This window comes from Pseudobdellovibrionaceae bacterium (assembly GCA_023954155.1).
Classification (GTDB): Bacteria; Bdellovibrionota; Bdellovibrionia; order Bdellovibrionales; family UBA1609; genus JAMLIO01.
The window spans coordinates 117,180-143,777 of the sequence record JAMLIO010000001.1; the positions used below are offsets into that span (position 1 = coordinate 117,180).

Annotated in this window: 18 protein-coding genes; 11 read left to right on the forward strand and 7 right to left on the reverse strand. The window is 42.3% G+C overall.

Annotated features, from left to right (window positions below; translation table 11 throughout):
* Positions 1-71 precede the first annotated feature (71 nt).
* From M9899_00520 to M9899_00535, 4 genes are all read left to right on the forward strand, one after another.
* Positions 72-2,717 (forward strand): PBP1A family penicillin-binding protein, encoded by a 2,646-nt coding sequence (locus M9899_00520; protein MCO5112636.1) that lies wholly within the window; start codon positions 72-74, stop codon positions 2,715-2,717.
* Positions 2,714-5,587 (forward strand): excinuclease ABC subunit UvrA, encoded by a 2,874-nt coding sequence (uvrA, locus tag M9899_00525; protein ID MCO5112637.1) that lies wholly within the window; start codon positions 2,714-2,716, stop codon positions 5,585-5,587. The genes M9899_00520 and uvrA overlap by 4 nt, the downstream gene beginning before the upstream one ends.
* Positions 5,550-7,376: an ABC transporter ATP-binding protein/permease gene (locus tag M9899_00530; GenBank protein ID MCO5112638.1), complete on the forward strand. Its 1,827-nt coding sequence runs from the start codon at positions 5,550-5,552 to the stop codon at positions 7,374-7,376. The genes uvrA and M9899_00530 overlap by 38 nt, the downstream gene beginning before the upstream one ends.
* Before the next feature lie 305 nt (positions 7,377-7,681).
* Positions 7,682-9,232 (forward strand): sigma 54-interacting transcriptional regulator, encoded by a 1,551-nt coding sequence (locus M9899_00535; protein MCO5112639.1) that lies wholly within the window; start codon positions 7,682-7,684, stop codon positions 9,230-9,232.
* Positions 9,233-9,286: 54 nt separating this feature from the next.
* Here the strand turns inward: M9899_00535 and M9899_00540 are convergent, their stop codons facing one another.
* A complete protein-coding gene (locus M9899_00540; GenBank protein MCO5112640.1) occupies positions 9,287-10,108 on the reverse strand; it encodes a hypothetical protein in 822 nt (273 codons plus the stop codon).
* 342 nt (positions 10,109-10,450) lie between these two features.
* Here M9899_00540 and M9899_00545 point away from each other — a divergent pair, with 342 nt between their 5' ends.
* Together M9899_00545 and M9899_00550 are read left to right on the forward strand one after the other, a co-directional pair.
* On the forward strand, positions 10,451-11,473 hold the full coding sequence (locus M9899_00545) for a phosphotransferase (protein ID MCO5112641.1): 1,023 nt from the start codon (positions 10,451-10,453) through the stop codon (positions 11,471-11,473).
* The gene (locus M9899_00550; GenBank protein MCO5112642.1) at positions 11,461-12,318 is read left to right on the forward strand and encodes a sugar phosphate nucleotidyltransferase; all 858 of its coding nucleotides are present in this window, start codon (positions 11,461-11,463) and stop codon (positions 12,316-12,318) included. The genes M9899_00545 and M9899_00550 overlap by 13 nt, the downstream gene beginning before the upstream one ends.
* Here M9899_00550 and M9899_00555 read toward each other — a convergent pair.
* From M9899_00555 to M9899_00570, 4 genes are all read right to left on the reverse strand, one after another.
* Positions 12,315-13,433, reverse strand: a complete 1,119-nt coding sequence (locus M9899_00555; GenBank protein MCO5112643.1) for an anhydro-N-acetylmuramic acid kinase — start codon at positions 13,431-13,433, stop codon at positions 12,315-12,317. The two genes, M9899_00550 and M9899_00555, sit on opposite strands and share 4 nt — an antisense overlap.
* 150 nt (positions 13,434-13,583) lie before the next feature.
* A complete protein-coding gene (locus tag M9899_00560) occupies positions 13,584-14,465 on the reverse strand; it encodes a hypothetical protein (GenBank protein ID MCO5112644.1) in 882 nt (293 codons plus the stop codon).
* Positions 14,466-14,478: 13 nt separating this feature from the next.
* Positions 14,479-15,738 (reverse strand): hypothetical protein, encoded by a 1,260-nt coding sequence (locus M9899_00565; GenBank protein ID MCO5112645.1) that lies wholly within the window; start codon positions 15,736-15,738, stop codon positions 14,479-14,481.
* A gap of 131 nt (positions 15,739-15,869) precedes the next feature.
* Positions 15,870-17,936 (reverse strand): Tad domain-containing protein, encoded by a 2,067-nt coding sequence (locus M9899_00570; GenBank protein ID MCO5112646.1) that lies wholly within the window; start codon positions 17,934-17,936, stop codon positions 15,870-15,872.
* 24 nt (positions 17,937-17,960) lie between these two features.
* Here M9899_00570 and M9899_00575 point away from each other — a divergent pair, with 24 nt between their 5' ends.
* The 4 genes from M9899_00575 to nagZ are packed head-to-tail and all read left to right on the forward strand — an operon-like array spanning position 17,961 to position 21,668.
* A complete protein-coding gene (locus M9899_00575) occupies positions 17,961-18,827 on the forward strand; it encodes a hypothetical protein (GenBank protein MCO5112647.1) in 867 nt (288 codons plus the stop codon).
* Positions 18,812-19,732 (forward strand): ABC transporter permease, encoded by a 921-nt coding sequence (locus tag M9899_00580; protein MCO5112648.1) that lies wholly within the window; start codon positions 18,812-18,814, stop codon positions 19,730-19,732. The genes M9899_00575 and M9899_00580 overlap by 16 nt, the downstream gene beginning before the upstream one ends.
* On the forward strand, positions 19,732-20,550 hold the full coding sequence (locus M9899_00585) for an ABC transporter permease (GenBank protein ID MCO5112649.1): 819 nt from the start codon (positions 19,732-19,734) through the stop codon (positions 20,548-20,550). Before M9899_00580 ends, M9899_00585 begins: the two co-directional genes overlap by 1 nt.
* 50 nt (positions 20,551-20,600) lie before the next feature.
* Positions 20,601-21,668 carry a beta-N-acetylhexosaminidase gene (gene nagZ, locus M9899_00590; protein ID MCO5112650.1) on the forward strand — a complete coding sequence of 356 codons (1,068 nt, stop codon included), beginning with the start codon at positions 20,601-20,603 and terminating at the stop codon, positions 21,666-21,668.
* A 216-nt stretch (positions 21,669-21,884) separates the two neighbouring features.
* Here nagZ and M9899_00595 read toward each other — a convergent pair whose 3' ends face one another.
* Entirely contained in the window at positions 21,885-22,769 is an 885-nt protein-coding gene (locus tag M9899_00595) for a hypothetical protein (GenBank protein MCO5112651.1), read from the reverse strand.
* 269 nt (positions 22,770-23,038) lie between these two features.
* Positions 23,039-24,418, reverse strand: a complete 1,380-nt coding sequence (locus tag M9899_00600) for a hypothetical protein (GenBank protein MCO5112652.1) — start codon at positions 24,416-24,418, stop codon at positions 23,039-23,041.
* A 126-nt stretch (positions 24,419-24,544) separates the two neighbouring features.
* On the opposite strand from M9899_00600, the gene priA reads away from it, so the two are divergent.
* Positions 24,545-26,551, forward strand: coding sequence for a primosomal protein N' (gene priA / locus M9899_00605; protein MCO5112653.1), 2,007 nt, complete (start codon positions 24,545-24,547; stop codon positions 26,549-26,551).
* The last annotated feature ends 47 nt before the right edge of the window (positions 26,552-26,598 follow it).

Below are 26,598 nucleotides of genomic sequence, written 5' to 3' on the forward strand. Positions count from 1 at the left end.
TGGTAAATTTTTGAGATAACTTTGCTTTTGGCAAAATCCACATAAACTCGACAACTTGAGGCTAAAATTTTATGTTAAAATATTGGAAATACATCCTTGGTGCTTTTGTGTTTTTAGGACTCGTGGGAGTTCTCACTCTCACCATCATCATCTCTCGTTTTTCTTCTAAACTCCCTAAAATCATTAAAGCCGAAGACTATACCCCCTTAAAAGTCACCGAAGTTTTTGACCGAAACGGCGAGAAGATTGGCGAGTTCTTACGCGAAAGACGTATTGTCATCGACATCAAAACACTTCCCCCTTATGTGGTGCAAGCTTTTGTCGCCGCCGAAGACTCGGACTTCTATCGCCATAACGGCATTAATTTTCAAGCCATCTTTAGGGCTATGATTGCCAACTTGCGCGCAGGGCGTACAGTACAAGGTGGATCTACCATCACCCAACAGGTTGCCAAACAGATCCTATTAACCTCTGAACGCAGCATTGATAGAAAGATCAAAGAGGCCATCTTAGCCCGACGAATGGAAAAGGACCTTAGCAAAGAAGAGATTCTGTATCTGTATCTGAATCAAATTTATTTTGGACAAGGGGCTTACGGAATCGAAATGGCCTCTCAGGTTTACTTTAAAAAACCCGCTACGGAGCTACAGATTCACGAAGCTGCTATTTTAGCAGGGCTACCTAAGGCTCCCTCTAGCTTCTCCCCAGTACGTAACCCTCAGAGAGCTAAGATTCGCCAACTGTATGTGCTTTCAAGAATGCGCGACGAAAAATTCATCACCGAAGAACAACGTGAAGAAAGCGCAAAGATGTCGCTTAAAGTGAACTACATGTCAGACTATAAAGAAGTGGCTCCATATTTTCTTGAAACCGTCCGTTTACTTTTAGTCGCAGAACTTGGTGAAGAGACTGTGCTTGATAAAGGACTTAAAGTCTTTACCAGCTTGGATATAGAAAAACACAAGCAAGCTCAAGAGGCTTTAAAACAAGGACTTAAAGAATTAGATAAGCGACAAGGCTATCGTGGACCTATTAAAAATATTTCTGATCCAACTGAAGCTCTTAATTTTTTAGCCGAAAAAAAGAAAGAGCTTCTTAACAAACAACAACCCTTTATCACTATTGACGCCGAAGGAAAGGTGGTGGAGGTCAGTGAAGACAACAACCTTGTTATGGCCAACGCTGGTAGCAGCAATACACTCCCCAGCTTTATTGCCACTGGTGATGTGGTTGAAGGGATTGTCACTAAGGTCTTAGATAAGTATGGGTTTGTCGAAGTGCAACTTCCAGACACCGTAGGATTGATCGACTTTGAAAGTATGAAGTGGGCACGTAAACCCGATCCTTCTATAGCGGCGAAGTTTGCAGAGATCAAATTTCCTTCGCAAGCCTTAAAAGTGGGAGACATCATTCAAGTTCGAGTTGTCGGCTCTCGCATTAAAACTGAAGCCTTTAGCAAACTGAAGCCACAAGAAAAAAGTCAGATCTTTCAATACGACACTTACGTGCACCTAGAACTGGAGCAAGAACCTGAAGCCGATGCCGCTCTGCTGTCCTTAGACCAAGAGACCCAAGAGATCATTGCTATGGTCGGCGGGTACAGCTTTGAAAGAACCGAGTACAACAAAGCCATTCAAGCGGCTCGCCAAACAGGTTCATCTTTTAAACCTATCGTATATGCTGCCGCTTTAGATAAAGGCTTTCAACCCAACACAGAAATTTTTGATATCCCTATCGTTTTTAAAGAAGAAGACAAAGAAAAATCCACTAAAGACGAAACCATTTACAACAAGTATAAGCCCTCCAACCATAGCAAAGATTTTCATGGCGATATTTTATTTCGTGATGCTTTGGTAAGATCTCTTAACGTCCCCACCATTCGTATTACTGATAAGGTTGGCGTGAACTGGGTGATGTCTTATGCGCAACGCTTAGGGATTTTTTCTCCCCTAAACAACGACATCACTCTGTCTTTGGGTTCAAGTGGCGTAACTTTGTATGAAATGACTAAAGCATATTCGCAGTTTGGTCGCTTAGGAAAGCGCATTCGTCCTCTAATCATAAAAAAAGTTTATGATGAGGCAGGCGAAGTCCTTTTAGAAAATCTTTCTCTCGATAAACGCTTTCAGGAAGAGATTGTAAATCGAGAGCAGCAATGGAAAGAGCGGGTCCTTGATAGACAGGCCTTTGGTGATGTCTCGGATAAATTTGTTTTTGAAAGAGACGAGGATCAATTGATCAAACCACAAACCGCTTATGTCATGACCGACATCTTACGTGGTGTGATCTTTGACGAGAGTGGTACTGCGCGTGCCGCATCTTCCATCAATAGACCCGTAGCAGGTAAAACGGGAACCACCGATAATTATTATGATGCTTGGTTTATTGGATACTCTCCTCAAATTGCTACAGGAGTATGGGTAGGATACGAACAGGAGCGCACTCTGGGCCGTGGCGAAGTAGGTGGCCGTGCTGCTCTGCCCATTTGGATTCAATACATGAGAGAGGCTCACAAGGACCTTCCTATTGTAGACTTTCCTGTCCCACGTGGTATTGTGACCGTCGAGATCGATGCCAAAACAGGAAAGCTTGCCACTGACTATTCTGACAAGAAGTATCCCCAAGCTTTTGAAGAGGGCATGGAACCTCAAGAGAATTCATCTTCTGATGAACAGATAGATGAAAAAGAATTTTTGAAGGAAGATTTGTCTGGATGAAAAACATTGAGCTAAAGGGAGTCAAACAAAACAATCTTAAGAATATTGATGTCTCTATTCCCATTGGCTCTTTTACTGTTATCTGTGGCCCTAGTGGTTCTGGTAAAAGTTCTTTGGCCTTTCAAACTTTATTTGCCGAAGGACAACGTCGCTACATTGAATCTCTGTCAAACTACTCCAAACAATTTATCAACAAAGCCCCCAAGCCCGACCTGCTCTCTGTAGAAAACATCCCACCTGCTATCGCGCTTCAACAAAAAAATGGAGTCCGTAATTCACGCTCTACTGTAGGTACAAGTACGGAAATCACAGATTATTTACGACTGCTTTTCTCAAAAGTAGGACAAACGTTTTGTCCTGACCACAATATCAGACTTAAAACAGTAAGCCCCATTGATGCTGCCGAGGACGTCATTAAGGCTTTTCCTCAGTCTCGCGCTTACATTCTTTTCCCTATTTATCAAAAATTGGTCGCCTATAAAGACAAAGAACTTTTAAAACATTTGATACAGTTAGGGTTTTTACGAGGAGCTGCTTTTGATCAAGAAACCTGGCAAAAAGGCACTTCCTTTTATAAAACTTCAGAAATTGATGTCTTTGATCTAAATACAAGTGAAGCTTTAGACTACATCAAGGAAGATTTCTTTATTGTCGTAGACCGACTGGTGATCGAAGAGGATGATCTTGGGCGTATTTTTGATTCCTTTCAACAAGCTTATGACGCCTATTTAAGTTGCCACAGCACAGAACTCCATGGTGAGGCTTTTGTTTGGACTACAGACAATATTTTGCAGCGCTATACAGAACAGAACGCCTGCCCGATCTGTGATTTTAAATTTCCACCTCTGTCTCCTCAGCTCTTTAGTTTTAATAGTGCTCTAGGTGCATGTGAAAGCTGTAGTGGGTTTGGCAATCGACTTGAAGTTGATGAACACAAAGTGATTCCTTTTCCACAGAAAACTCTTATGGAAGGAGCTATTGCCCCTTTTGCCATGCCCTCTGGAAGAGCCGACTTTAGAAAGCTTATTAAATTTTGCGAAGCCGAAGGGATTGATGTTCATACCCCATGGGTAAAAATGAAACCCTTAGATAAACAAAAAGTCTGGGAAGGACACAAAAAGTGGTTTGGGGTTTTAGGTTTATTCGAGTACCTGGAAACCAAAAAGTATAAAATGCACGTGCGGGTTTTTCTGGCTCGTTATAAAAGCTCTTTCACCTGTAAGACCTGTCATGGTTCTCGCCTCAAAACTGAGGTGGATGACATCACCGTTCAAGGTAAAAACATCACCCAGTATTGCAATATGCCCCTGAGCGAGTTACTGGACGCTTTTTATAATTTCAAATGGAGTGAGCACGATCAAATTCTTTGCAAAGAAGTTTTAGGGCAACTTAAATTACGTTTAGAATATTTAAACAAAGTCGGCCTTGGGTACCTTACGTTAGATCGCTTAACTCGCACTCTTTCTGGAGGGGAATACCAAAGAATGAACTTGGCTCATCAATTGGGCATGGGTTTGTCACAAACTTTATTTATCTTAGACGAACCTACTATTGGTTTGCACTCTCGTGATAACGATCGGCTGATTGAAATCCTTAAAGGTCTACACGAGCTGGGCAATACCGTTGTCGTTGTGGAACACGATCACGATGTCATTCAAAACAGCGAACGCGTGATCGAATTAGGGCCTGGTTCTGGGCACAAAGGCGGAGAGATCATTTATTCTGGTGAAACCAAAAACTTCTTAGCTTCTAATAGTCTTACCGCTCATTATCTTAAAACTTTGCAAAGCTGGACGCCACCTCGTGAAGTTCGACCCGTCAGCCGAAAAGATTCTTTCATCACCCTTGAAGGTGCAGTTGGAAATAATTTAAAAAATGTCACTTTACAAATTCCTCTAAAAAAACTCATTACAGTGACAGGCGTGAGTGGCTCTGGAAAATCGAGCCTTATCACAGGAACCCTATATCCAGCATTGGCACAGAAGCTCAATATCAGTGCCGAGCCACCACTTCCCTTTAAAAAATTAGTGGGTGAACATCTTTTGCGTAACGTTTTTTTAATGGACCAAAATGCTGTTGGAAAAACTCAACGTTCCAATCCCGCTACATATCTTAAAATTTATGATGTTATTCGCAGTCTTTACGCCGACACCAAAGAAAGCAAATTCCAAGGTTTTACCGCTGGCACCTTCAGCTTGAATGTTGATGGGGGACGTTGCCCCACCTGTAAAGGCTTAGGTCACGAGCTGGTGGATATGATTTTTATGGATGACATTTTAATTCCCTGCGAAGACTGTAAGGGTAAACGCTTTCGTCAAGAAGTGTTGAAAGTGAAGTTTAACAACAAAAATATTCATGAAGTTTTGGAAATGACAGCAGAAGAGGCTCTTAAGTTTTTTGTGGCCTATCAAGGTATACGAAAACCATTGAGTATTCTTAAAGAGGTGGGCTTAGAACACCTTAAATTGGGTCAAGCCCTTTCCACACTCAGTGGTGGTGAGATTCAAAGACTCAAATTAGCCAAACAATTTTTAACTTCTGAAGCCCACAACGCCTTATATATTCTGGATGAACCCACAACTGGTTTACATTTCAGAGAGATCGAACTTTTGCTTAAACTTTTACAAAAGCTTGTAGAAGGCGGTGCCACAGTGCTTCTTATTGAACATAATCTTGAGATTATAAAAAATTCAGACTGGGTCATTGATATTGGCCCTGAGGCAGGATCAGGCGGCGGGAAGATCATTGCCGAAGGGACTCCTGTTGATATTGCCAAGAAAAAGACTTACACTGCCCGCTACTTAAAACAATATTTAAGCGGTGAACCCCTCTATGGATCAAAAGAAAATCAAGCTCCTTCACTTACTTAAAAAAGATATTGCCCCTTATCTGGGAGGCTTTATCGCTTTGATTGTTGTGGGGCTGATCGCGGGGATCACAAAGTCCACTTTACCTTGGCTCACATCACGCTTGCTCACTTTATGGGAACGTCCCGAGGAACTTTCTACTTCTTTTCTTGAAGAAGCCTCACACCCTATTATCGTGGCCATTAGAGAGTTTGTGGCTCCACTTTATAACTACCTCTTTACAGGTGATGACCAGATCATTCGGTTACCTCTGGTGATTCTTGCCTGTTATATTTTTTCAAACATTGCACGCTTCATTGTGTGCTCTCAAACCCGTCTTATCGCAGAAAAAATTTGCATTGATCATCGCAAAAAACTTTTAAATCAATACTTACAGTCCCCGCTTTCTTATTTAGAACAGTTTAAATCTGGTTCAGGCGGGCTGATCAGCCGTATGCTCAATGACATCAACCAAATTTATAATGGTTTTACCAAAACCGCAGACCTTCTTAAAGAGCCCGTGGTGTGCCTGGGCTCCTTACTTTTTCTTTTATACGTGACAAGCCTTAAACAGATGGCCTTCCTTTTTGTTTTGTTAATCTTTGTCGCTGTATTTGTGGTCGCTCTTACTAAGTCCATCCGCAGAAACAGTCGTAGAAACCAAGAAAATTTAGAAGAAATCACAAGTACCTTAAAAGAAACTTTAGATGGCTCACGCATCATTCGTTCATTTAACCTTGAGGAAAAAATCAGAATACGCTTCAAAAAGCAGGTCGATCAATTCTACAAATTCAGAAAAAAAATCACCCTCTTAGAAGAATCCAGTGGTCCAATCACGGAATCCTTCACCACTGTGATTGTGGCTGCTGTTTTGATCACTGTGGGTCTACTCATTAAAAAAGGCGAAATGACTGTTGCCGAATTTATGGGCTCAGGCGTGGCTCTTGGACTTTTATTTGATTCGGCAAAGAAGACTCAAGACGCTATCATTCGTGTTCAACAAGGCTTAGTCGCTCGCGTACGATTGCAAGAGATTTTACTTGTTGGGGAAGAACACATCTCTGATCCTCAAAATGTCATTGCCATGCCTACAGATTGGGACAGCATCAAGTTTAACAATATCAACTATAGCATTGGCGATCGTCATATTTTAAAAAATATCAATCTGACTATTAAACGTGGTGAAACCGTAGCCTTAGTCGGTCCCAGTGGATCTGGAAAAACGTCTTTACTTAATCTTTTAGAACGATTTATCAGTCCTGATTCAGGCAGCATCCATATTGGAAACGCAGACATCACGGCAATTCCTTTACATGAACTACGAAGACATATCTCTTTAGTTTCCCAAGATGTCTTTTTATTTAGAGACACCTTAGAAGAAAACATCCGAGCCTCTATAGTCAACGCCACTCACGCTGATATCGAGGCCGCTGCCAAAGCCGCTAATGTTCATAGCTTTATTCAATCTTTACCCGATGGATACCAGACCTTAGCGGGAGACCGAGGACAAAGGCTCAGCGGTGGCGAAAAACAGCGCATCTCCATCGCTCGCGCTTTTTTAAAGAACGCCCCCATCCTTCTATTAGACGAAGCCACAAGCGCCTTAGACACCGACAATGAAGTCGAGGTCCAGAAGGGTCTACAGACCCTTATGCAAGATAAAACGTGCTTTGTCGTCGCTCATAGGCTGTCCACCATCAGAAACGCTGATCGCATCATCGTCCTTAAAAACGGCGAAGTGGTTCAAACTGGAACACACCAAGAACTCGCCGACCAACAAGGCGAATACCACCGCCTCCTTAATCTTCATTAACTTCTATCTAGGTTTTGAATGTAAATACCTCATCAAAACAGCCCTCCGAGGCGAGCAATGCGTATCCGACATGCGTTGGCCTGTGGGACTTTAGTCCCAGAGGTTAATGCATGCCGAAGACGCTTTGCACCCGAAGTCGGCTGGGCTGTTTTGATGAGGTATTTACATTCAAAACCTAGATAGAAGTTAACGAAAATTAAGGAGGCGGTGGTCGAGTAAAACTAAACTTTGGTCGATTAAAGATGTCTACAAATTAGTCGATAAGTTGTTATGTCAAAAAGTTTGTCGACAAAGGAGACAAGATTATGATCAATTGGGATGAATTCGAGCATATACATGTGATTCGTAAACTTAAACACATCGTAGGCTCTTGGTGGAATGCCGACATTTTGTTCACTGATGACCGAGGAAAGCTGAAACTTTCTGGCATTGACAAACAAAAATACTTTAACCCATCTACCGTTCATTTGTTGTCTAAAGATTCTGCAGCAGATAGCTTGTCAGAAACTGTTGTCAAAGCCATAGACGATTTAAAACTAACAGATAATAGATTTGCTCTTCGTAAATGGGATGCCATCGGATATGACGTTGCCGTCTTCCCTATCATTATTGAAAATGATTTTATGGGTACTGTCGTCGCATTAGGTTTCATTAAAGACAGCTCTGACAGTGCACGTTTATCAGACATTAAAGAGCGACTGGCTGTATTTGGTTTAAGCCCAAGTGAAATCGAAGAGGCTGTTTCAAAAATTCAAGTGATTGATGAAGGTGACCGCGAACACTTTGTGGACTTAATTGAGCTTGTGAGCCAAGAGGTCATCACTCTTCACCTTGAAATCACTAATAGAGAAAATCGAATTAAAGAACTGAACAAAGAACTTGGAAGCCGATACAAATATGACAACATGATTGGTAAGTCTAAGGCCATGCAAAATCTGTACAGTTTATTAGATAAAATCAAAAACTCTGAAACTACAGTTCTTGTTCAAGGTGAAAACGGGACAGGTAAAGAACTGATCGCCAAATCCATTCACTACAACTCACCCAGAAAAGATAAAGCTTTTATCATTCAAAACTGTTCGGCCTTCAACGATAACTTGCTTGAAAGTGAACTCTTTGGACACGTCAAAGGGTCATTTACTGGTGCTATCAAAGATAAAAAAGGTCTTTTTGAAATGGCCCACAAAGGGACATTCTTTTTGGATGAGATTGGGGACACTTCTCCACAAATGCAAGTGAAGCTTCTTCGTGTTTTACAAGAAGGTACATTTATCCCTGTGGGATCTACTGAGCCTAGACGCGTAGATGTGAGAATTATTGCTGCGACCAACAGAAATCTTAAAGAGATGGTTGAAAAAGGCGAATTCCGAGAAGACTTGTATTACCGCTTAAACGTGATCAACTTGCGTGTACCTTCTTTAAGAGATCGCAAAGAGGACATTCCTCTTTTAGCCGAAGCCTTTTTAAACAAGAATACCAATGACAGTAACAAAAAGATCATTAATAAAAGAGCCTTAGAAAAACTGTATGATTATGCATGGCCAGGTAACGTTCGTGAGTTACAAAACGAGATGGAACGCATTTTGGTTTTAAGCAGTAATGAAACTAAAATCACAGCTGATATGCTTTCTGGAAAAATCAATGAAGTGACTGAGCAAAGCAAAGTTCAAGGCACAAGAGTTCATGGTAAACTTAAAGATGCTTTAGAGGATTTAGAACGCACAATGATCCGTGAAGGCTTAAGAAGAACAGGATGGAATAAATCCCGCTTGGCCAAAGAACTTGGGATCAGCAGGGCTGGCCTCATTATGAAAGTTGAAAAATACGAACTTGAAAAACGCAAAATCGCTAAATAATTATTTTTTGCAAAGAACAATTAAATTAAAAGGAGCCGCCGCAAGGTGGCTTTTTTAGTATAGATGGCCGTAGGATGTAGTGTTTAACAAAGTGTGGCTGAGTTTTTTTACAAAATCCTCTTTAGAAGTTTCTTGGAAGGACTGCTGGATATCAAATCTGTATCTCTTTAAGGTGTCTAAAAATAAGGGGTCATCGTGCAGGATCTTTTTCACTTCAGAAAACCCATACGAACTGGAGATCACAAGCTGTGCGCCACGCAGTTCATCAGGCAGGTTCATGTACAGAGAGATCAATTTTCTTTGTTCAGGGGTTAAAGACAACACTTCTTTGATAAAAATCAGTGTATCAGGAATATCATACAACTCACTCACACGACTGGGCATAGGAGTTAAGGCCTCCCAATAGAGCATGCACGACTTTGTCGTTTGGTCCAAAATTTCTAAAGCAAACTTGATGCGATCATCTGGAACTTTACAGCTTAAAAAGACATTTAGACCTTCACAAGACTTGGGCTTAAATTTTCCATCTTGGCAGAGGTGAGGGAGTAACAATTCGTTAATCGCTTTTAGGACCTTTTGGGCGCGATTACGATCAATCAGCTCAAAGGACTGTACCTGAATCAGACCCCACAGACTGCCCTGCTTATACACAGGAAACAGCCCCGTCTGTCCTCCTTTGAGGATTCGATAGTTGGGACGTTTTTTGTCAAAATATTCAAATACAGGCGAGTTTATAGACGTTAAAAGACATTTTGCACGCATGTTCATAGTGTTCTTTAGAATGCGGATCAGGTTCTGCACAGCGACCTGCTCCCCGTTCATGATAGGGGTTTCTAGGGGTTTTTGAGTGGTGTAAAGCGTGAATAAGTTATTCATATCCTGTAAAATATTAGCAAACCTCAGGCCATACCCGTTTTGCTCCAAAACGCATATAGCAGAGTTAAGACCCTGGGCACAATAGGCTCTCGCCTAAGGTCCTGTCGTTTACGAGAAATTTACATTTTTTGTAAGAAAAAAATAGCGAGTCCCTATCCTTTAGCCATTGCCTCGATGGCTTCTACTTTCATAGGGTTTTGTGGAGCACAAAGCCTTTGGAGTTCAGCAAAAGTATCGACTGCAGGGGCATAGTTTTTAAAGTGGGATTGTGGCCCCAAGTTCCTGGCACGAGGTTCTGACAATCATCTTGAGAATTCCACTCTCTCAGAGTAGCCTTTAAATATGTGCCCAGAACTTCGAGACAATCCATCCACCATTGATTTTCTTAACCGCCATATCTCTTTACAGGATTTGAAATTCCAAGCCCTAGCTGGGGATGCCAGTGCGAGAAGATATGTTCGCATTTATAACTCTAACGCCAGCTATATCCTTATGATCTTTCCTAAAAAAGAAAAGACCATGGGCGAACACTTTATGCAGATCCGAGACCTGTTTGAACAACAGCAGGTGCATGTTCCCAAGCTGCTGGGCCATGACTTTAGTCTGGGATATATCCTTCTTGAGGATCTTGGAGACCTCACCCTAGAACGACGTTTTTGGGAAAGCCAAGACCGACTTAAAGCTCTGCCCTTTTACATCAAATCCATCAATGAGCTGATCAAAATTCACCGTATTCCGATTGATAAAAATCTATCTTACCCCTGTTTCCACATGGAGTTTGATACAGAAAAACTTCTGTGGGAGATGAACTACATGCGCAAGAACCTGCTGCTGCAGTTCTTTGAGCTGGACTTGAGCGCTGATTTTGAACAGAATCTTGTTTCGGATTTTGAGAGTATTTGCAATCACTTAAGCTCACTGCCCCAGGTGGTCTGTCACAGGGATTACCACTCCAGAAACATCATGCTTCACAAAAACGAGACCTATGTGATTGATTTTCAAGATGCACGTTTAGGCCCCAAACAGTATGACTTGGTCTCTTTACTGCGGGACTCTTATGTGACCCTGCCCTCAGAAATTGAACTCGAACTTTTGCAATATTATTTTGATCGCACCTCAGACCTTTATCCAGAAAGCTGGGAGGAGTTCTATCAAAATTATCAAATCCAAATTTTGCAAAGAACACTGAAAGCCTGCGGAAGTTTTTCAAGCTTTTATAATGCCAAAAAAGACACTCGTTATTTGAAGTACATCCAACCCACACTTAAGAATGTTGAGACCTTACTTGCGACACTCGAAGGCTACGAGGCTTTAAAAGAGCTTTTTACCACACATAAAATAAGTGAACGATCTTGCAAAATATAAATAAAGTCTTCTTTTTAGCCGCAGGGCTAGGCACTCGCCTAAAGCCATTTACAGATCAGATAGCCAAACCCGCTATTCCGTTTTGGGGATTACCCCAAATTTTATATCCCTATCATTTCACCCAACAGCTTGGGATTAAACATTGGGCTTATAACACCCATCATCACAGACAGACACTGCAACAGGCCCTAGCACAATTCCAGCTTACTGAAGGGCAAGAGTTTTTTGAAAAAGACCTTTTAGACAGTGGTGGTGGCATCTTTAATGCCAAGAGTTTTTTAGAAACTGAAGAGCATTTTTTAGTGATCAACGCCGACTCTTTATTTATCTATCAAAACCTTATGCAGTTTGAGCAAGAGATTCTTAAACATATCCATGAAGATCGTTTAGCTACCTTATTCACCATTGCCAAAGAAGGTGCGGGGGTTACATTTTCAGGATTACATTCGCACAATGGAACTTTGACGGGCGCGGGCTTACATTCAAAAAATACAGCAATGACAGGGGCGTGCACGCATTACATAGGCATTGGGCTTTTTTCAAAAAAAATATTTTCTCATCTCACGGGTGGCCCCCAGAATATCATTCATGATGTTCTTGTTCCTTTGGCTTCACAGGAAAATATTCATGTTTCTATTTTAAACGATTGGGATTGGTTTGAACTTGGAAAGACCAAGGATTTTGTGGAAAGTTTTGATGCGGTCAAAGCCCATCTGCAATCGGGGCGTTACTCTTTAGACTCTTTCTCGTCGTTTTATAAAACACAAAAATATTTTACTCCCCACTGGGACCCAGAACAGTTTATCTCTTCTGGGATTGAAAAAGAAATCTTAGGCTCTCACTAACAGATCACACCCAAAGTGACCGCAGTCTTGGCCCCCGTGACAGTGGGCAAGTCACTGATGGCTTCGTTCCTATATCTTTTTAAAGCCAACCACGCAAAAGCCCCTCCCTCAATGGCGTCTACTGGCCAACCCAAAAGCTCGTCACTGGTGGTGACACGGCTTTGAGGAAAATGGAAGACCATTCTTTGCATAAGACGCTTGTTCTTCGCGCCCCCGCCTGATACCACAATCAACTGAGGTGGCGTTTTTATAAATCGGCGGTACTGATCCTTTAGACTAAGTACGGTGAACTCCATAAGTGTCGCCATTTGATCTTCTGGCGAAAGTTTGCGTAGTCCTTCCAAAGATTTCTCTAACACTTTTAAAGACATATTTTCGCGCCCACATGTCTTGGGAACAGGCTTAGAAAAATAAGGGATAGCCTTAAGCCAATCCTCAACCAGCTCCACATGCGGCAAACCTTTATGGGCGATAGCGCCATCTTTATCAAAGGTCTTTTGATAGAGGTGGGTCATGGTCTCATCCATCAAAATGTTTCCAGGGCCCGTATCAAAGGCACATAGTTTTTTTTGATTTACATAGGTGACATTGCCCATGCCACCAATATTTTGAAAGGCCCAGTCCTTATAGGGAGTCATTAAAGCCTTATGAAAAAAGGGGGCTAGAGGTGCGCCCTGTCCTTTCTGTGCAATGTCCATATTGCGAAATTGCGCCACCACAGGCACTTTAAATTCTTGCTTTAAAAAGCTAGGTTCCCCAATCTGTAATGTGCTATGGGGAGGTTGATGAAATACCGTTTGCCCATGCAGTCCTATCAAATCAAATTTCCATTTTTTATTTTTAACGATCTTCTTTAAACCCTCGGCATAAAAAGCACCCAGTTCATAGTGCAGACGGGCTGTGTCCCAGAGGCTAAGTTCATTGGCCGTAGCTTTTAAAAGCGCATCACGTAAGTCTTTTTTAAAAGGGATAAAATGTTGATCTAAATATTTAAGAGGCTGACCCAACTTGGATGAAGAGGACTTTGTGTTTTTGGACTTTGCAGAGCGATCTTGGCATAACACATAATCCACACCATCTAGACTTGTTCCACTCATGATTCCAACGACCTTCACCCACAAACTCCTTGTAAGAATTTTCTTTTGCGACTTCTATTGTACGTGGGAATTAAAAATCGGGACAAGTTAAAAAAAAGACCTAGTCTGCACCAAGTCTTTTTGTCGTGGGATTGAAATCCCTTTGTATCTTAATTGGGTTTTTAGGTTTTATTTTTCTAAAAATTGCTTGTCTTTATCTATGGCTGTGTATTTAATTTGAATCATTCTAAAGATATTATTCATAGCCACGCCCAAACGGTCACCATCTGCACCTTTAGACATACCTGAAAGCTTTGAGCCATCGACTTCACCCTTTTTAAGCTTATTTAAAAAGTCATCGACGCCACCCTTTTTACCAGAGGAGTCATCGTCATCACTGGCTAAGCCACGGCCAAAACTACCACTGCCAGACCCACTACTGCCCGCGATCATTCCACCACCACCAGAGGTGTCGAGTTCACCAAGTTTATTAGATAAGCCTGCAAGGTATTTATCAGCAGCCCCATCACCTAAAAGACTCGAAGGATCAATAGCACCATTCGGTCCTTTCACATTCCCATTTGCATCCACAGAATAACCCATAGCTGCTAACTTATCTAAATAAGGTTGTGCCTTTTTTTCCATTTGGATTTTGGCATTTTCATAGTCAGATTTTTTTCCTGTCTTCATGGCATCTTTAAGAGGATCTAACCAACCTGGGTCCAAGTGACCTGGGATAGGATTATCTTCGGGGTTGATCACACCTGGATCCATAGACCAGTCTACGCCAGGAGAAAGAGCGTCTCGCGCATCAAAAGACTGCCCCCCTTGCATCAAACTCATCGCTAACTGCAAGAAACTCAAAATCATAGTGATACAAGCTTCTGGGTTAGGTGGAGTTTTAAAACATCTAGGAGCATTCGCCGCACCAATCGCACCGTTAATACCTGCGTTGGCCATTTCACCAATACCAAGACCATTTGCAGTTCCACCTGCGCTGCTTGCCAAAACTGGATTCGCAAACGAAAGTGTCAAAACTAAGGTAGGTAAAACAAATAACTTCTTCATCATAAACCTCTTAAATTTATTTTCTTCCATAAGGATCTGTTGACTTATTTGCTGCACATGAAATCAATTGCTTAGTACATCTGGTATTTGTTCTTAAATACACTCTGGTCCAAATATCATCTGTGCTTAAACCAAACTCACCCGCACCTAATTTATGGCCTGCTAATTTTCTTTGCGTAGGAACTTTCACCCCTGACTTTTTATTAGCAAGGCGAGAAAGACCCTTACCGCCTTTACCATCGCCAGCCATACTTCCCCAAGCACCGCCAGCTCCACCGCCTTCACTGCCACCATATAGAGATCCAACACCACTACGGCCTGCAGCTCCACCTGTCTTTTGTGATTCACCACCACCAGATCCGCTGCCACTTCCGCCCATAAAGCCCATACCACCAGATCCGCTGCCACTTCCGCCGCCGTCTGATCCGTTACCATTAAAAGCTGAGCTATTTTCATCTAAAGGCAAATCAAAGTCGCCCTCATCTCTTCCACTCATATTAAAAGGATCACGATTACCTGCAATCATATTTCCAGGATTGTTAGACATACCCGCACAACTTGGATGACCTTTAAATTTATCTTTAGAACAATCTACTGGTTCTTCAGACTCTTTATCACCATTTAAGGCTTGTTGACATTGGCTCATACCTTGCCCAGGGCTTTGATTGGCTTGCTGTTGTTGTTGGGCTTTTTGAGCTTGTTTTGTAACTTCGTCTATACATTCCTTTTTATTTTCTTTTGCTTTATCTTCCTTATCTTTTTCAATTTGAGCTAGACCTGTTTGGGGAGGTTGCATTTTAAGATACTCTTCTCTTTTCTTTTGATGCTCTTTAATTTCTTTATTGCATACTTTCTCACAAACATTGGCGGCGTTCTGGCAAGTGTCGTTCTGACCACCATTTAATGCACTTGAAAGTTTATTTAGCATTTCAGCTAAGGCACACATTTGCGAAGCTTGACCTGATTTGCTTTCATCTGAACTAGAGTCCATTGCCATAAAACCTGCTGCCGCACCTGCTACGCCTGCAAACATCTGAGCCGCCGCCTGCCATCCACCATTACTTGGTTGGTTGCACTCTTTAATACTCTTTGGTTTTTGTTCTTCACATGTAGCCTGTTCCATTTCTTCCGCAGTTGTCGCCCTAGGTTGAGCAGCTTCTAACGATTTTGTTGCTGCAGTCACTTCATTTGCATTAGCATTTACTGATAAGGCTACCACCATTAAAAGTATGGCCACACTCTTTTCAAAAACAGATATATAAGCTTTCTTTTTCATACTATACACCCTTACTTCTACTGTTTCGGTACTTTAGACTAATGATATAAATTTTTGGGTATAGATGTGTTTCAGTATAAAACAAGAACACCGAATCTCTATAACTGTTGCAACAATACCAACATTTGAGGCTATTCAGGAGGGTTTAAAATGCGCCCTACGTTTCCTCCAAGTGACAGGTTGGGCGACCTTAAATAATCCCCTGAAACCATCTTAACGGAATACCCTGTACGACCACCGTCTTCTAAACATTCTCCAGGAACATTCGCTGGATGAGAGGCTTTAAATTGTTTACATTTTCCAAATCTATTTTTTACAGTTCCAGATGCAGGCGATCTATATTCACCCACATTGATCCCACCCACCCACGAGGTCAAAAGATGAGCTCGACCTGTAGGATCAGGCGTTTCAAGAGCATAAAAAATTTGAGGAGCATAAGTTCCCCGTGTAGATTCTCTAAGTTGTCTATGCACAGAGAAACTATTATTTGCAGGAGTATTGATAAAACCAATATCACGCCAAATAGTTGGGTTAGGTCTTGGGATTTCTTTAAAGTCTGCCTCTTGGACAAGCCAGGTATCTAATTTCCTGTGTAGATAATTTTCATGAAAATTAGAATCTACAGAATAGTAGTAGATATCAAAAAGGTCAGGAGCAACAGCTGCTAACTCACGATCACGCATTAGATTTTTGGCTACTGCGTTTCCATCACCCCCGTTGTACAAAAGCGATTGAACTAAATGTGCATAATCGTTAGAGTGGAGTTTAGCTCCAGCTCCCGCTATCTTACCCGTCGAAGTAATACCCAAATTAGACATCCAACCTAATTGATCTCCTGGGTACTTTGGTGAATTTGGTGAAATTGAATTGTCCTGCGGTGGGGCCTGCCCTGCCGCTATTTGACGTGGCGACCACAAAGGAACTGTTTTTCCACCACTAGAGATAGGAGATCCAGACGACCAGTTCTTGGAATACCAAGGACCAATTCGACCTCCAAATGGTTTCGAAAAGGCTCTAGCACTAATAGAAACACCACCAGTAGGACTAAAAAGCGCAAAAGATGTAGTTGTAGCTACAACTTGATTGTAAACCATATACCAAGGGTTTTTCTCAAAGCCTAATACATCTTCAAAAGCACTGTCCTCTGGCAACACCAGATATGCACCTTGAGTAAAACTCATTAGCACACCATCAGGATCTGCTCTACTCACCCAAGCTTTGGCATCAGCAGCATTAGCATGATTCCAAGACCGAGGAAGCTCAAAATTAAATCTTTGATTGATGGGCTCAAATACACCGCCTCGTCCACCAGTAGAGCCCAGTTCTCTATCTGCATAAATTAGTGCCATCCATGTTTTAATTTCTGGTAACCATTGTTTTCGATCAAGACCCTGTAAGGAATTCCTAATTTGAAAGTTAGTCACTGCGGTCGTTTTGTTGGACTCCGATAGGTTGTACTCAAATGTCTTTCTTGCTCCTTCAAATACACTCTTCCCATCAAGGTCTTTCATGCCTCCCGCATTGATAGGCTTTGAAAGGTTTTCTGCAAGAGCTTTAATCAGGGCACGCCTATAACCTGTTTGAATCCTATATGATGCCATATTGATAGATGCCATCCACCAGTCAAAAGCGTTAGCAGACATTGTATCTCTTTCGATTTTATTCCCTAAGTTGATTGTTGTTTGACGCAAACTGGAGTTCCCACCCCATCTGTTATTGATCACAGTAAGGTGAGGAATACCTGAAAATCTAATGGCATAGCGTTCTTCGCGACAAAAGTTATCATTTGTCACACTAGTAAAAAGTTCTTTCGAAGCATAACAGGCAGGTTTTTGAATCTTATCCGCCAAATCGTACTTTGTCTCACTCGCTCTTACAGCTCCTGGTGCCGTATCCGAGTTATCTCGAATCCCCACCGTGCCCAACACAATATACCGATACGTCATCAACTTGTGGGCTTGGCGAATCTGGTAGTTCATGTGAGCGATGGCGTTTAACTGTTCTGCTTGTTTTTGAGCCACATACAATGAGGCGAAGTCTACAGCATTTTGCACATTGATCTTGTCGTGGACAATCATGCCCACATTGATCGTCATCGCAAAAAGTGTGAAGAGAACTAAAAAAGTCAGACCGACAAAAACGGAGATTTGTCCTTTTTGATTTTTGTATTTATCTGAACATGGATTGACTCTGAGCATATGCACCTTAAAATTATAAATCGGATGAGAGCACTTAGTTTATTAGTCTTTAGCACTGTTTATTTGTTCTTTTGCCCCACGGACCTGACGTGGGCAGCAAAAAGCAAGACTTTAGACTTGGATACCACTCCTAATGCAAACTCCACCACGACCTCTGCCCTAGACCTACACTCTGGCAACAGTCTGCATAATGGAGGTTTTTGCTATGAGATCCTAGCAGGCAATAACAACGTCGGCTTTATCCTAGAGACCAAGGCCTTCAATGAAAAAAATGGCCACCATGAACACAAGCTCTACACTTATTTGCACAACAAAACCTCCTCTTTAGAAGAGCAGCTCAACACCACAAGTGACTCTTACTTCTCACCCATTTCATTTCAGTATAAATTAAGCGTTGATAACAAGATTTCTAAAGAGCTCACGGGAAAATTTAAAAAGAAAGACCAAAACTTTTCTGTGGATTACACACAAAACACTCCTAAAAATAAAGCCAAGAAACACACCTTAAGTGTGCCCAAGGGAACCGTCTTTTTATCACGAGTGACCGATCTGATCTTTTCACAAAAAAAGATTGAGGACCTCAAGCCCCAGCAGGAATTAGTCGTTCAGGTCTTTGACGCCAAGTCAGGAAAACTTAAATCTTCCAAATCTCGCTTGGATCAAAATTCTGACGGTATTAAACTGATTCATAGCGTGGATGGGAAGAACTTTAGCACCGAGCACACCTATCATGGACACTTGTTACGCTCTGTCGATCAACGACAAAATATCACACTGTCAAAATGCAAATCTGTTGAACCCCATATCAAAACAGCAGAAACTCATTCTATTTATAAAACATTTTTTGCCCAGAAAGAAAAAGAGATTCTTAAATCATGTTGTCAGCTTTAATCCAAAGAATACTGCTTACCATCCCCGTTGTTTTTGGTGTTTTCACTCTGACTTTTTTTCTTATCCATTGGATTCCAGGGGACCCCGTGGACTTGATTCTGGGAGACCTTGCCAATCCCTTAGACAAACAAGAAATGCGCACGCAACTGGGCTTAGACCAACCCCTACAGACGCAATATGTACGCTTTTTAACTTCCACCTCACGGGGACAATTGGGGACCTCTTTATTTTCCCAAAAGCCCGTTTTTGAAATGATCGCAAACCGAATCGGGGCCACCATTGAGCTGTCACTGGCTTCGATGCTTTTCGCCATGCTTTGGGGGATTCCCCTTGGGGTGATTGCTGCTGTAAAACGCTACACCTTTTTTGATCGCGCCCTTGTAAGTCTTGGTCTGGTGGGTATGTCCTTCCCTGGGTTTTTCTTAGGACCTCTCCTCATCTATCTCTTTGCCATTCTTTTAGGATGGTTACCTGTTGGAGAGCGCGGGGGGATAGAACACCTCATTTTGCCCGCACTCAGTTTAGCACTTCCACTTGGTGCTATTCTTATGCGCATGACAAGGGCCTCTATGCTTGATGTCTTACATGAAGACTATGTGAAAGTGGCACGAGCCAAAGGGTGTTCTACGTTTAAAATCTTTTTTGTCCACGCTTTAAGAAATGCACTTATTCCAATCATCACCATCGTGGGTTTGCAATTTGGTTCTGTTCTTACGGGCACTGTGATCACCGAGACCATCTTTGATTGGCCAGGACTTGGAACCTTACTTTTTGATGCCATCCAACGCCGCGATTATCCTCTGGTACAGGGCTGCGTTCTGATCATTGCTCTGATCTACATTATTGTGAACTTTTTAACCGATATGGCCTATGTCCTTGTGCATCCTAAGATGAGGATCAGCTGATGAAGTTAAGCAAACGAAGTGTATTTATATTTATTGGAAGCTTTATTGTTCTGGCAAATATTTTTATCGCTGTTGCCGTCCCATTTTTGCCCTTACCTGACCCTCAACACTATATGTTAGACCAACGCTATGATGCCCCCAATATGAGCGCGCCTTTTGGCCGCGATGAAAATGGGGTGGATGTGATGACTCTCATATTTTGGGGCGCACGCTTAAGTCTTACTGTTGCTGTTAGCGTAGTTTTTATCACAACACTTGTTGGTCTTATCGTAGGTTCTGTCGCTGGTTATAAAGGTGGTTACACTGATTTTGTTATTATGCGTTTTATTGATATGATTCACGCTTTCCCTGGCTTTCTTCTTGCCCTCGCACTTGTTGCTTCACTAGGACCATCTGTAAAAAATTTGATTTTAGCAATGTCACTTACTGGTTGGGCAGGCGTTGCCCGTTTAGTTCGCGGTGAAATCTTACATCTTAAAGAAAAAGAATACGTACAATCCTCCAGAGCCTTAGGTGCATCATCTATACGAACGGTTTGCTTACACATTTGGCCTAACCTTATTGGAATTATGACCGTGCAAGCCACCTTTGCTATGGCAGGAACCTTGATCGTAGAGTCAGGACTTAGCTTCTTAGGTTTGGGCGCTCCTCCCACTACACCCACATGGGGAATGCTGCTTAACTCTGGTCGTTACTACCTGACCGAAGCCCCTCATATCAGTATTTTTCCTGGGATTGCGATTTTACTTTTGGTCTTAGGTTTTAATCTTCTGGGTGATGGCTTAAGAGAAATACTAGACCCTAAAAATAACCTTTAAACTCAATATGACAACGGATAAACTGAACTCACACAGATAAAGGATCGACTATGAAGACAACATCTATGCTAGGCCAAATGTTCATGATTGGTATTTCTGGTCACACACTCACCTCTGAAGAAAAAGACTTCATCATTCAAAATGATATTGGTGGAGTGATCCTTTTTTCCAGAAACGTCAGCACACCAGAACAGATCCTTAAACTGACCACAGAGATTCAAGAACTTTCCCAACACACCGAATCCCAACTGCCACTGTTGATCTCCATTGATATGGAGGGGGGACGAGTCGCGCGTCTCAAAGAGCCCTTCACCATCTGGCCTCCTATGCGCTATTTGGGCGATCAATCTTCTCCGCAGCTGGCCTTTGAAGTAGGACAAGCTTTAGGAGCAGAGCTTTTAGCTGTGGGAATCAATATGGATTTTGCTCCTTGTATTGATGTGTTTTTAAATCCTAAAAATGAGGTCATTGGTGACAGAGCCTTTAGCGATGATCCCGAAGAGGTGGCAAAGATCGCCTCAGGTATCATTCGTGGTTTTAAAAAAGTAGGCATGGTGTCTTGTGTGAAGCACTTCCCTGGGCACGGCTACACTTCTGTAGACAGTCACTTTGATCTGCCTGTAGATCCCAGAACTTGGAACGAGTTGCTTGAATCAGAAATCATCCCTTACAAAAAATGTTTCCGATCTAAAGCTGAATTTTTAATGACCGCTCATATCTTGTTTGAAAATATCGACGCCCAATACCCTGTGACACTTTCAGAAAAGTTTTTAAAACAACATCTACGAGAAGAATTAAACTATCCAGGACTTGTGATCACTGATGATCTTGATATGAAAGCCTTAAGCAAAAACGCTTCTGCAGAAGACTTAACATTTAAGGCTCTGCAAGCAGGTGCGAATATGTTTTTATTCTGCAATAACCCCGAGTCTCACACCTTGGCCGTAGAAGCCATGATGGACAGAGTGGGCCAATTTGATGAAGCCCACTTAAATCATATAAAAGAATCTTTTGATTTGATCTTGGAGGTCAAAGACAACCTCCCTACAGAAACACCCTCTCTAGAAATTATTGGGTGTGAAAAGCACAAAGAGCTTGTGCAGAAGATAAAAGTCTAAAACTATTTGTCTCCGAATAGAGCCGCTTTAGTAGGAGTTGTTCCTTTATTGCGGTTTTGGGCTTTACGCTTTTTACCAGCATTCGCTTTTTTGTTGCTACGGATTGTTTCTGTTCTTTTTGATGCTGAAGCCATATTCTCTCCTCATTTCAGCGGCTTAGGTCTTTTAAGAACCCTATGCCTCTGCCAAGTTCCTTTTTAAATTAAGCTCTATCTGTTACCAAAGCGGCAAATGGAAGTCAACGCTGTGCAAGAGGTTGTCCTTAGAAGTTTCACGCTGCACCCCATAACTCATAGAAAGCCTTGGGCCCACAATAGAAAAACCAGCACCCACTGTATTGGTTTTAAGCACATTATCCCGTCCCAAGCCTATATTAAAATGGAAATGGTCTGTGAACTGGTTTTCAAGCCCCACACGATAGATCCATTGGTTCTTATCACTAGCGTCTTTTGTATTCCAAGCATCCAGCCGCAAATGAGCGAACTCCACTAGGCGCAGCTGCAAACCCGCCCCGATAGCCCTTCGCAAATACGTAGAAGAAAAGTCCTTACGATCATCTAAAATGTTCTGGGCCGTGACCCCTAAACTGAACCGACTTCCCCACCTGTACGCAAACCCCACACCCACATCAAAGTGAGTCTTTTTACCACTGACAGAACGCAATTCTGCTCGTGAATAATTAGCGATAAGTCCGATGGCCAAACTCTGAGACATGGCTTGCGCCACACCTAAGGTGAATAATTGGTCTCGGTAATCGTCATTTTTGATATTTGTATAGGTCAGAGCAGAGGCAATGGGAAAGACCTTAAACTCACGAATACTCAGATCAGCAATAGGATCCCAAGTCCCCATGGTGCTATCAAGCATCCCCGCACTGAACTGGCGCTGATCACCACCTAAGGAGTCATCCCCAGTCACATAAGATCCAAAAGCACTGAGTTGCGCCTTGGTGGCTAAAAGCGCAGGGTTGAGCACAAACACGTCTTCAATATTCCGAGCCGTCGCCGCAACCCCCGCACGCCCCACAGACAACATACGAGCCGTATTATAAGGCGTATCCCCCACACTCGCCGAAGCATAGGATGCACTCAAAAAACTCAAAGCAACTACTAAAAAAAGAAAGGGCTTTCGTAACTTCACCCCTAAATACTAAAACCGAAATCCCATTTCCGCACGAGCTGACGCAAAACTAATTGTCTTTTGTCTTTACTTAAAGCTTGAAGTCTCTTTTTAATTGTACATACTCAAAATGCTCAGACAGTGACGTTTGGCACAGTTTTGCGTTCGCAAAACAGCGCCAAGCCGAACTCGCATTTCGACCATATACAATTAAAAAGAGACTTCAAGCTTTAAGTAAAGACAAAAGACAATTAGTTCTTGTGGCAGATCGTGACATAGTGGGGGCAGACGAAGAGCGTTCCTAACCCACAACGTCCGTCATAAGTAATTCCAGTTACAGTATGCCCCCAACGTGGGCTACTGCGGTCTTCTTCATAGTAGTACGCGATTCTAAAGTTAGGGTTTTGCACGTTGCCCGTTTCTTGTTGCATGTCATAGCAGAAATCGGGGCCCTTCGGAACCACACATCCTGGTTTAATATAGGTGACACCACCCACCACAATGGGTCGGGGTAAAGTCACAAACCATGCGTCAGCAGGTAAAATATTACGAATTCTATCAAGTCTCATCCTCTCTTCATTATTTGAAGGGACAGGGTCTGGCCCCACTTCACAGACTTCATAGTTTTCCGCTTGTTCTGCCGCCGTAAGGTCATCATCAGGTGTAGGGTCAAAGGTTAAACGTTTTGCATCTTCAGGTCTAACAATCACAAAACGTTCATTACAGTTCCAAGATTCACCCACGATGCTTTGATTTTCTAAATTCACAACGTTACTGACTGTCATCACTCTCGCAGGAGAACTGAGCATTCTTCCATCATACTGTTGGAAGCGCACATCAAAGCCTCGTCCAAATACTGAAGTCAAAGCATTCGAGTCACCAGATGCTGTATTATAGGGCGAACGCACCCAACCATGGGGCTTACCCCCAGCCTGCTCTCCCACAGGAAGCGGGAAGGTGATTGTAATATAGTGAGAGTTTGCCAATAGACTTCTAATACCCGCTGCCGTACTTTCATTGGTGGCAAACTTTACCGACCCATCAAAATTTTTGTACACAAGCCCTGGAAGACCAGAGATATAATTCATGTAATTACCACTTCCCATGGCTAACATTCTTCTTACATAGTGCTCATTGCTAAAATAATTTTTGCCTTCAAAAAACATCAGTCTCGCATAAGCGTCTGTGATCCTCTCGCTTTGCTGAGGCGCTTGGTAATCCTGCAAATAATTTCTTTCACGTATTGACAATACAGCACCCGTCTCGGTGTTTCGCTCACTGATATGCAAAGCCCTCGCCTGTATATCTGTGTTGTACGCACTCAATTGCGATAAAACACTAGGTTTAATACGCACACCAGAGCCAGGAAAGAACGCTCCCGCTTTAATGGTAAACGCTCGCCCATCTGCATCGGCAAACCTTCCTGAACACGACATATAACCCATTTGGTCAATGGTCGTTTCAAAGGCAAAGGGCATATTCTGAAGTTCACCCTGAATCAGAGCATCAATAGACGGCATCTGCCTATTATTCAAATCACTACAATTCTGAAAAAGCAAAATCGTAGAGAAACCAAATAATAATGTCCAAAAGGTTTTTCTAATACTTCTTTTTGGAGAGACTCTTACCATTTATCACCTTTTTCACCTTATTATTTTATCGGCAAAATGGCGCAAACAGTATAGCAGAGCTGGACTTAGATGAAGTTTAAGTTAAAAATAACCCAAACCCTCGCCAAAATGTTGGAGTGTTTCAAATTGAACCAAATTCAGCCCCGTCGAAGGTACTATGAATTGGCCGTCAATGCGCCAATTTCAAAAACCTTCACTTATCATTACGACTCCGAACAGGTCTTATCACCTGGCCTTATGGTTAAGGCTCCGTTTGGATCACGTAAAGTGAACGCAGTGATTTTAAAAGAAGTTCCATCACAAGACATTGATTTTACCACAAAATCTATTGATGTAGACCTAGAGGCCCCAGTCATGCTTTCCACTCCCATGCTTCAATGGGGAAAGTGGCTGAGCGAATACTATGTGTATCCTTTAGGACAAGTGCTAAATCACTTTTTCCCCACGGTTAAAAGAAAAGAACGAGCACCCTCTGCTAAACCCTCCTCCACCGAGACACCTCTGAATCTTACAGATGAACAACAAACCGTATTTGATTCTATATACAAACAAATAAATTCATTTAATGTACATTTGGTTCACGGCATCACGGGCTCTGGAAAAACCGAGATTTACTTGCAGTTGATCGATAAGGTGATGGCTGAAGGCAAACAAGCGCTGGTGCTTGTACCAGAAATTTCTTTAACTCCTCAGCTTGAAGATCGTTTCAAAAGACGCTTTGGTGAATCGCAAGTGGCCGTCGTACATTCACAGATCACCCCACGCAAAAAAACAGACGCATGGTATGACATCTCTGAACATAATAAATCTATTTTAATTGGGGCGCGATCTGCACTTTTTTCTAATTTCAAAAATTTAGGCATCATCATTGTTGATGAAGAGCATGACTCCAGTTTCAAGCAGGACGAAAAACTAAAGTATAATGGAAAAGATGCCGCGATTATGCTCGCCAAATTGCTGAACCTTCCTATCATTTTAGGGTCTGCCACACCTTCACTAGAAAGCTGGAACCAAGCACTTGAAAAAAAGTTCCAACTTCATACCCTTAAGGATCGTGTCTTTAAACAGGCCATGCCCAAAGTGGAAATCCTTGATCTTAGACAGTCCGAAGCCTACCCTGGGCAAGAGTTTTGGTACACAAAAGCCTTACACGAGAAGATTACAAAACATCTTAATAACGATCATCAAGTCGCATTATTTTTAAATCGTCGCGGACTCGCTCAAACCATTCAGTGTCTAGATTGTGGCCAAAAATTAGACTGTCCCAATTGTGACATCAGTTTGACTCTACACCATAAACACGATCTGCTGTGCCACTACTGCGGTTATCATGAAAAAAAACCTCTTCGCTGTCCTCACTGTCAGTCTGAAAAACTTTTAGATTTAGGGTTGGGCACAGAAAAAGTACAAAACGTACTGCAAGAACTTTTTCCCGAAAAAAAGATTGTCCGCGCCGATAGAGACTCCATTGAAAATCGTGCTGACATGGAAGAATTTATCAAAACCGCCGAAGCCCACGAAGCCCACATTCTGATCGGAACACAAATGATTGCTAAGGGTTTGGACTTTCCCAAGCTGGCTTTTGTGGGAGTGATTCTTGCCGACGTGGGACTAAATATTCCTGACTTTCGCGCTAGCGAAAGAGTCTTTCAACTGATCACTCAAGTCAGTGGCCGTGCAGGACGACGCAAAGAGCTGGATGGAGAAGTCTTAGTTCAAAGCTTTTCTCCAGAGCACTCGGTCTTTAAGTGGGCGCAAGAAAGTTCCTTTGAAGGATTTTCCCAAGAAGAACTGACGGAAAGAAATTTGTTTTTATACCCTCCTTTTTCTAGACTCTCATGCTTACGAGTACAGACGGCAGAAAAAGAAACAGGGCTTCTTGCGTGTCAATGGGTTTCACAAAAAATCGAAGCCCTTAAACAAAAGCATCCTGAATATACAACCTTAGAAATTTTAGGCCCCACACCCGCACCCATTCAAAAAATTAAAAACCAATATCGCCACCTGTTCTTATTAAAATCCTCAAAACCGCTGTTGGCACAAAAACTTTTTGCTCAGTTGACACACACCTCTGATGGCTTACCCGCTAAAACAAAGTTATCTTTGGACGTTGACCCCTTAAACATGCTTTAATACGGCATAGTACAAGAGTTGAAACGTTGGCGCAGAATGCCCACAAA

Coding starts and splice junctions, on each gene's coding strand:
- M9899_00520 (MCO5112636.1), top strand. CDS start 72: ATGTTAAAATATTGGAAATACATCCTTGGTGCTTTTGTGTTTTTAGGA.
- uvrA (MCO5112637.1), top strand. CDS start 2,714: ATGAAAAACATTGAGCTAAAGGGAGTCAAACAAAACAATCTTAAGAAT.
- M9899_00530 (MCO5112638.1), top strand. CDS start 5,550: ATGGATCAAAAGAAAATCAAGCTCCTTCACTTACTTAAAAAAGATATT.
- M9899_00535 (MCO5112639.1), top strand. CDS start 7,682: ATGATCAATTGGGATGAATTCGAGCATATACATGTGATTCGTAAACTT.
- M9899_00540 (MCO5112640.1), bottom strand. CDS start 10,108: ATGAATAACTTATTCACGCTTTACACCACTCAAAAACCCCTAGAAACC.
- M9899_00545 (MCO5112641.1), top strand. CDS start 10,451: ATGTGCCCAGAACTTCGAGACAATCCATCCACCATTGATTTTCTTAAC.
- M9899_00560 (MCO5112644.1), bottom strand. CDS start 14,465: ATGATGAAGAAGTTATTTGTTTTACCTACCTTAGTTTTGACACTTTCG.
- M9899_00565 (MCO5112645.1), bottom strand. CDS start 15,738: ATGAAAAAGAAAGCTTATATATCTGTTTTTGAAAAGAGTGTGGCCATA.
- M9899_00570 (MCO5112646.1), bottom strand. CDS start 17,936: ATGCTCAGAGTCAATCCATGTTCAGATAAATACAAAAATCAAAAAGGA.
- M9899_00575 (MCO5112647.1), top strand. CDS start 17,961: ATGAGAGCACTTAGTTTATTAGTCTTTAGCACTGTTTATTTGTTCTTT.
- M9899_00580 (MCO5112648.1), top strand. CDS start 18,812: ATGTTGTCAGCTTTAATCCAAAGAATACTGCTTACCATCCCCGTTGTT.
- M9899_00585 (MCO5112649.1), top strand. CDS start 19,732: ATGAAGTTAAGCAAACGAAGTGTATTTATATTTATTGGAAGCTTTATT.
- nagZ (MCO5112650.1), top strand. CDS start 20,601: ATGAAGACAACATCTATGCTAGGCCAAATGTTCATGATTGGTATTTCT.
- M9899_00600 (MCO5112652.1), bottom strand. CDS start 24,418: ATGGTAAGAGTCTCTCCAAAAAGAAGTATTAGAAAAACCTTTTGGACA.